Here is a 7,143-nt window from a genome sequence, read left to right on the forward strand (position 1 = left end):
CCATCGTCAATCATGAATGACACAAATGTATCATCAATCGTTCTCGACCGCCTCACCGAGGAATGGGATGCCCTCACCCCCGAGGCGCAGAAAGCCGCACGCTACGTGCTGGAAAACCCAACAGATGTTGGGGTTTCAACGGTGCGAGAGATTGCCGAGGCCGCAAAGGTCAAGCCCAACACCTTTGTCCGGATGGCGCGGCAGGTGGGGTTCGAAGGCTACGAAGATTTCCGCGCTCCGTTCCGCGATGCGATTCGTAAAGGGGGCGTGTCGTTTCCTGACCGCGCCCGCTGGTTGCAAAACATCGGCAAGTCGGGGGAACTGGGAGGGCTCTATGCCGACATGGTCGGCGCGGCGATCCGCAATATTGAGGACACTTTCGCTGGAATCGACGCCGCGCGCCTGAAATCTGCGGCTGAGGACATCTGGAATTGCCGTCAGATTTTCACGCTGGGTGTCGGCGTCAACAACGCCAACGCACGTAATTTCACCTATCTTGCCTCGACCGGGATGAAGCAGTTCCACGCCATCCCGCGCCCCGGCTCGACCCCGGTGGACGATCTGGCCTGGGCAGATGAGCAGGACGTGCTGATCGCCATCACCTGCCACCCCTACCGGACCGAGGTAATCGACGCGATCAAGCTGGCCCGGCAACAGGGGCTGACCGTCGTCGGCATCTCGGACAGCCCTGCCAGCCCGGTCATCCTGAACGCGCAGCACGGCTTTGTCGTTGCTGCCGACACCCCGCAATTCTTCCCGTCCTCCGTTTCGACCATTGCACTGCTGGAAACGCTGCTGTCCTTCGTGATTGCGGTTTCCAGCGATGAAATCGTCGAACGGGTGGAACGGTTTCACCAACGCAGACACCAACTTGGCCTCTACGCGGAGGAGCCCGAATGAACGCACCCCTGACCCACTCACTGGACGCGCGCTACTATACCGACCCTGCGGTTTTCGAGCAGGAGATGCAGGGCCTTCTCGCTCGAACGTGGCAATTTGCAGGCCATATCGCGCAGGTCCGGGAAACGGGGGATTACTTTGCGTTTGAAATCGCCGGCCAGAACCTGTTCTGCATTCGCGGCCGCGACGGTGAAATTCGGACCTTCTACAACGTCTGTCAGCACCGCGCGCATGAGATGGTGACCGGCGCGGGCAACACCCGCGTCGTTGTCTGCCCCTACCACGCCTGGACCTACGAGTTGTCCGGCCAGTTGCGCGCCGGGCCCAATATCAAATCCGTCCCCGGCTTTGACCGCAGTGCAATCTGCCTGACCTCGGTCCGCACCGAAGTGTTTAACGGATTCATCTTCGTCAACCTCGACGATGACGCCGCCCCCATGGACGAATGGTACCCCGGCGTGCGCGAGGAAATCCGCGCCTTCGTGCCTCACATCGACGATCTGGAACCGCTGGAATGGGTCGAGATTCCGGAAAACTGCAACTGGAAGGTCAGTATCGAAAACTACTCGGAATGCTATCACTGCCCAACCAACCACCCGACTTTTGCCGAAGGCGTGGTCAAGCCCGAGACCTATAACATTCAACCCGACGCAGGCGGTGGATATGTGCTACGTCACACGACCGAGTGCCAAAGCCTCGACAAGATGACCTATCCCATTGACCTGTCGGTACCGCACGCAGGCGACTATCAGTCGTGGTTCCTTTGGCCGATGTTCTCGTTCCAGTGCTACCCGGGCAACGTGCTGAACACCTACCATTGGCGTGCAAATGATCCCGACCACTGCACCGTCTGGCGCGGTTGGTATACCGAGGGCGGATCGGAAAGTGCCGTAATTCGGCAACTGGCCGTACAGGACCGTGAAACCACCGTCGAGGAGGACATTCGTTTGGTCGAAAGCGTCCACCGTGGCCTGAAATCGCGCGGCTACCGCCCCGGTCCGCTGGTGCTGGACCCCGGCTGCGGGGTGATGTCGGAACACTCGATCGCCCGGTTGCAACAATGGATGCGCGAGGCGGTGGATGGGTGGACCTAGTGTATTTTCTTCCGCATTGGTTTTTGCAGCTTGCCTGACCACTCCCGCAGCCGCATGTGGTATTTTTACCGGAGAACGGACATTTCTTGAGCATTTGCCAACAAAAGCTCAGCAATCCCAGTTTGTAGCATTCGTCGAGATATCCGAGCTCACATCTGAGCCTTCGTGTTTTTCGGGCGAGCGTCTTTGCATAGCCGAAATAGTTAATGTCAAAGTCATCACCCCCATAAAAGGTGCAGCTTCAGACCAAAGCGTGCAGGTTGCTCAAGTGAAGAATAGCTGCGTTGTCGATGAAAACGTTCGTCCTGGGGAACAGTATTTTATAGCAGGTGAAGTTATCGACGGCGTAGTTTGGAGCGGCCCAGCCGGAGCACAGGGATGGGATCGGACTTGGAGGCCGCCTTGGAATTAACTGCGACTTGCATTGCGCACCATTCCTGCAGTTGATGAAACCAACACTGAGTCAGTTCTAGTTACCGTCTGACGCCTTAACAGATCGGAGACCTCACATGGCAGATATTTTCGACGAAGACCTTTTCCTAAAAGGGCTAGAGCAACGCAATGGCACGCTTGGCGCCGAGTATGTGGAAAAAAACATGGCGGCCGCCGATGATTTTACCCGCCCGTTTCAAGAGGCGATGACGGCCTGGTGCTGGGGGTTCGGCTGGGGCGACGATGTGATCGACGCCAAGACCCGCTCGATGATGAACCTTGCGATGATCGGCGCGCTTGGAAAAATGCACGAATGGGAAATCCACTGCAAAGGCGCCATCAATAACGGTGTCTCGAAAGAGGAAATCCGCGCCATCATCCATGTTGTCGGTATTTATTGCGGGGTACCTCAGGCGTTGGAGTGTTTCCGCGTTGCCCGCAAGGTGTTGGAAGCCGTGTAACGCGCGCTGGCCTCAAGCTGGGTTCTGACGCTTCCTTTCGGGCCAGAACTCATCCACCACGATATAGGCCACGATCACAAAAGTTGCGGCACTGGCGACCTGCAATACTCGCGTGATACTCTTCACATCGGCCTCGTCCGAGAACGGCGCAATTGAGCCTCCGTAGACGATCAGAGCCGTCGTGATTGCTGACCCCGCAGCAGCGGCCAGAGGGATCTGAGCTTTCCCCAATGCGCCCAGTGTTACGCAAAAGAAAAAGCACAACAGCACCGGTGTCAGAAACACCGGTGCTATGACGTTAACCTCATAACACAGGATCGAAACTGCTGCGCCCAGCAGATTTGCCGTCAGCATGGCAATGGCAACGGTTTTACCCGCAGACGGCATCGCCGCCAGTTGTTGGCTTAGCAGTGCCACGAAAAACAGCACCAGCAACGCCGATGCACCTGATACGAAGAACGCCAAGGCGAAAGGAACGGTGACCATCGCCATTCGAAATATCCGGCGATGCGGGTCAAAGTCCTGCGCTGCCTCTGCCTTTTTCTGCGCATCGGACGGAGGTTCGGCAGGAATGATCACAAACATAAGCGTGGACACAAAGCCCGCGAAGAACAAGTTCAACGGAATCCAGAACACCAATACCAATGCCAGGTCCTGCGACTGCAGCACAAGGTTCGGAATCATCAACGCCCCCATAAGGGCAATGACACCGGGCAAAACCCCGGCCCCCGATACAGACCACGTAAACGACAGGATGATCCCGATGGCCACGAGGATCAGAAATACAACCGGGTATGGCGCAAAGACGGACGACACAAGGAAAGAGATGAACATCAAGCCGATTGAAAACACAAACAGCTTGCCAAATGCGGCCAAAGGCAACGCCGCCGGGGCCTGCAGAAACAAGGCGGTAAAAACCGCACCCACAACGGCCAGCGGCCAGCCCAGAAACAGCCCCAGTGAAAAGACACCGGTCACGCCCACCGCCAACCGCAGGATTGAGTTTCGGTCCTCAGTACGCATAGGACAGGATTGAAACCACGCGGATATAAGCGCGACCCACCATGTTCAGCAGCGAATTGTCACTGAGATACATGATGACATCCGCCTGCCCGTTCAACTGAAACCGCAGATCATCTTCGGCGCTACCGGCTTCGTATCCAGGCAGAACGATCCGCACGGGGAACCGCTCGGGTTCGCGCAGAAACCCTTTGGTGCTGGGCGCACTCGCCAATTGACCGGGTTCATCCCCACCGCTCAGAGATACGGCTGCGCTGAAGCTTTCGATCACACCTGGAACGATCTGGCCGGGGTGCATGTCCAGAACCACATCGACCGGAGAGCCGACAGCGGCGCGGCCAAGGTTGTTTTCGGTGAAATATGCCTCGATCCACACATCTGTTGCATCAAGGAACGTCAACAAGTCCTGCCCGGATCGTGCGTAAGTTCCTGGTGCAATCAGCAGATTGGAAATCACCCCTGTCGCCGGGGCCTTTAACTCAGTCCATTCCAGGTTCAGATCTGCATCCGCAAGTGCGGCCAGAGCCCGTTGAATTTTGGGATTCTCCACCCCCTCTACACCCAGCCTCTGTTTCGCCTTTTCCAGATCGGCAATGGCGTTTTCCAAGTTGGCCTCGGACTCGGCCAATTGCCCCCGTGCGTCGTCAGCCTTTGAGACAGCGATCAGACCTTTCTTTTCCAAGGCAAATACACGTTCCGTCTGCAGGCGAATGGTATCCAAATCACTCTGTGCGCGGGCCAATTTGGCCTGCGCAGCGCTCACTTCAGCCGACGACGCGCCAACCTCTTGCGTTGCGGCCTCCAGATCCGCTTCCGCTTTGGCCCGCGCGATCTCATAGGGTCGGCGGTCAATGCGCACCAACACATCACCTGCCGAAACGACCTGACCGTTTTCCACCAGAACATCGGTGACTGTGCCGGTAACCTGCGGAACGATCTGGGTTGCAACAGCTTTCACACGGGCGTTTCCTGTGAAAGGCGTTTTTCGATCTGCGACCAGATACCAGACAAGAAAAATTAATATGACCGCCAGCGTCGTCCAGATCGTTTTCCTCATTCCGCCGCTCCTTCGGCAGATTCCGAGGCATCGGGGGATGCGTCGATCCAGACCTTGAACAGTTCATAGAAAACCGCAAACAGGACCGGGCCCATGAAAATGCCAATCAGGCCATATGCCATCATCCCGCCAAGCACGCCGATCAGGATGACCAACATCGGCGTCTCAAGACCCTTTGAGATGAAAACAGGCCGTAGAAAACTGTCCATGATGGCGACCGGGATCGCCAGAATGGTAAACACAATAGCCGCTCCACCAGACATGGAGCTCCACGCATAGATAGCCACCGGCAACAGGACGAGACCGGGGCCGATCTGGATGATCGAAAGGATCAGGCACACGAAAGCCAGCGTTGCTGCCGACCCAATGCCGAAAACCGCCAGCAGAATCCACACGACGACAGCCTGTATTGCGGCAACACCGATCACCCCCTTGGTAACGTTTCGGATAGTTGCCCCAGCCAGTGTGACAAACTCTCCGCCACGGGGGGCAAACACGCGGTTGGCGAAACGTTGCAATCCTTGCACCAAATTCGGCCCGGGGCTGAAAAGCGCGCCCATAATGATGACGGACAGCGCAAGGCCCAGCAACCCTATGCCGATTCCTATTACTCTGCCGAACAAAGACTTGGTAATTTCCAGTATTTGCGCGCCGTATTTTGCCAGCGCCCCGTCCAGATTGCGTTCGAACATCGCCCAGACATCGGCAATCTTGTTTCCAATTAGCGGAAGCTCCTTGATGCCTTCGGGCGCAGGAGGAATTTTCAGCTCGCCGCGATCTGCCTGTTCGGCAAAGTCTGACCCAAGTTCGGCGGCACCCGACACCGCCGTTGCGACCGGACCCAGCGTAAGTAAAAGACCCAACAGGACCAAAATCGTCGCTGCCAGAGATTTTCGCCCACCCAGCTTGCCTTGAAGCCACTCAAAGAGTGGGTAGAGCGCGACGCACAATATCGTCGCCCAGATGACAACGCTGGCCAACGGAGCAACCATGACCAGCGCGCTGTAAAGGAACAATCCAAGGAAAAGTAAGCGTATAGCAAGATCAACGATCTTGGCGTCCTGGGTTTTTTCCATTCCGTCCCTCCCACATTTTGTTTCCTCAAACTTAAACTCAAAAAACACGATGTGTATATATTTTTGGATTTTTGGTTCGGTAGAGCCTTGAAAAATGCAGGGAAATCGCACCGATACTCAACGAATCCGCGGCTTGTGGATTTGTACAAACCACGGAAACACGCCGTTTTAGGTGCCTTCGTCCCCATCATCCTGCGACAGGATTGTGTCAGCGACGGTGGTTGCTGCGGTTACGAATACACCCAGTCCAACGATGATATAGAGCATCGTAAATATCTTCCCCGCAGCCGTTTCGGGTGAAAAGTCTCCAAATCCCACCGTCGAAATTGTGACGACCGAAAAGTAAATTGAATCGAGCCAACTCCAGCCTTCGACAAAATGATAAAAGACAGAAGCCCACAAAATCATCCCGACCGTAAAGGCCAGAATCCCCTTTACCCGACCGTCTTTGAATGCAATGCGTATTCCTCGCGTGATCCTTTTAAGTGAATTCATGATACCCCCTTCGATTGATAAAGGAGGTATAGCAGGATTTTCATTATCCTTGGGTCCGGATGCATCGAGAATTGCATATTTCCCATGCTGGCATGTGATTTAATGAACTCATCAAATTTACCCGTTAGATTCCACTTGGGAACGCAGCTTAATTATCCAAATGGCGGCCCCAGCAACATCGCTTGAGGTCACCCCAGCGTATGAGTTGCATCTGCCCCTCTAGATAGCATCTCTTCAGCCAACACCTAGAAATCTATCATGCCTCCAAAAGGATATGGACCGCGTGATCGTCTCTTATGATCAAGACGCCAAGAACCATATTCTAGACATACAGGGTAATTTAATCGCCATGCTCAAAAAAGCATAGCCCGCCGATGAGGGAGGCCTTTCGGCGGCTGGTTCGACAGTGCTGGTTGCGGGAGCAGGATTTGAACCTGCGACCTTCAGGTTATGAGCCTGACGAGCTACCGGGCTGCTCCATCCCGCGACACTTTTTGTGGCCTATCGCCTATTCGGCTACTTGAGACCATTGTTGGCCTATCGCTTACGCTACTTGAGGCCGGGTAGTGTTCTTTTCATCGTTAGAGAGATAAGGGGGATTTTTCTAG

At 55.4% G+C, this 7,143-nt stretch carries 8 protein-coding genes and 1 tRNA gene; 4 read left to right on the forward strand and 5 right to left on the reverse strand.

From position 1 onward, the window contains the following. The first annotated feature begins 12 nt into the window (after nt 1-12). The 4 genes from ACR0D7_RS10335 (at nt 13) to ACR0D7_RS10350 (ending at nt 2,887) form a co-directional block, all read left to right on the forward strand. A complete protein-coding gene (locus ACR0D7_RS10335; protein WP_480678937.1) occupies nt 13-900 on the forward strand; it encodes a MurR/RpiR family transcriptional regulator in 888 nt (295 codons plus the stop codon). Further along, a complete protein-coding gene (locus ACR0D7_RS10340) occupies nt 897-1,994 on the forward strand; it encodes an aromatic ring-hydroxylating oxygenase subunit alpha (RefSeq protein WP_480678938.1) in 1,098 nt (365 codons plus the stop codon). The genes ACR0D7_RS10335 and ACR0D7_RS10340 overlap by 4 nt, the downstream gene beginning before the upstream one ends. Further along, on the forward strand, nt 1,981-2,406 hold the full coding sequence (locus ACR0D7_RS10345) for a hypothetical protein (RefSeq protein WP_480678939.1): 426 nt from the start codon (nt 1,981-1,983) through the stop codon (nt 2,404-2,406). Before ACR0D7_RS10340 ends, ACR0D7_RS10345 begins: the two co-directional genes overlap by 14 nt. Before the next feature lie 97 nt (nt 2,407-2,503). Then, nucleotides 2,504-2,887: a carboxymuconolactone decarboxylase family protein gene (locus tag ACR0D7_RS10350; RefSeq protein WP_480678940.1), complete on the forward strand. Its 384-nt coding sequence runs from the start codon at nt 2,504-2,506 to the stop codon at nt 2,885-2,887. 12 nt (nt 2,888-2,899) lie between these two features. On the opposite strand, the gene ACR0D7_RS10355 is transcribed toward ACR0D7_RS10350, so the two are convergent. The 5 genes from ACR0D7_RS10355 to ACR0D7_RS10375 form a co-directional block, all read right to left on the reverse strand. Further along, nucleotides 2,900-3,910, reverse strand: a complete 1,011-nt coding sequence (locus tag ACR0D7_RS10355; RefSeq protein ID WP_480678941.1) for a DUF2955 domain-containing protein — start codon at nt 3,908-3,910, stop codon at nt 2,900-2,902. Beyond that, the gene (locus ACR0D7_RS10360; RefSeq protein WP_480678942.1) at nt 3,900-4,964 is read right to left on the reverse strand and encodes an HlyD family secretion protein; all 1,065 of its coding nucleotides are present in this window, start codon (nt 4,962-4,964) and stop codon (nt 3,900-3,902) included. The genes ACR0D7_RS10355 and ACR0D7_RS10360 overlap by 11 nt, the downstream gene beginning before the upstream one ends. Then, nucleotides 4,961-6,040, reverse strand: a complete 1,080-nt coding sequence (locus ACR0D7_RS10365; protein ID WP_480678943.1) for an AI-2E family transporter — start codon at nt 6,038-6,040, stop codon at nt 4,961-4,963. Before ACR0D7_RS10365 ends, ACR0D7_RS10360 begins: the two co-directional genes overlap by 4 nt. A gap of 168 nt (nt 6,041-6,208) precedes the next feature. Beyond that, nucleotides 6,209-6,535 (reverse strand): potassium channel family protein, encoded by a 327-nt coding sequence (locus tag ACR0D7_RS10370; RefSeq protein ID WP_480678944.1) that lies wholly within the window; start codon nt 6,533-6,535, stop codon nt 6,209-6,211. A 410-nt stretch (nt 6,536-6,945) separates the two neighbouring features. After that, nucleotides 6,946-7,022: transfer RNA gene (locus tag ACR0D7_RS10375), tRNA-Met, on the reverse strand. Nucleotides 7,023-7,143: the final 121 nt, after the last annotated feature.

The sequence above is a fragment of the Ruegeria sp. BB7 genome (assembly GCF_056539365.1).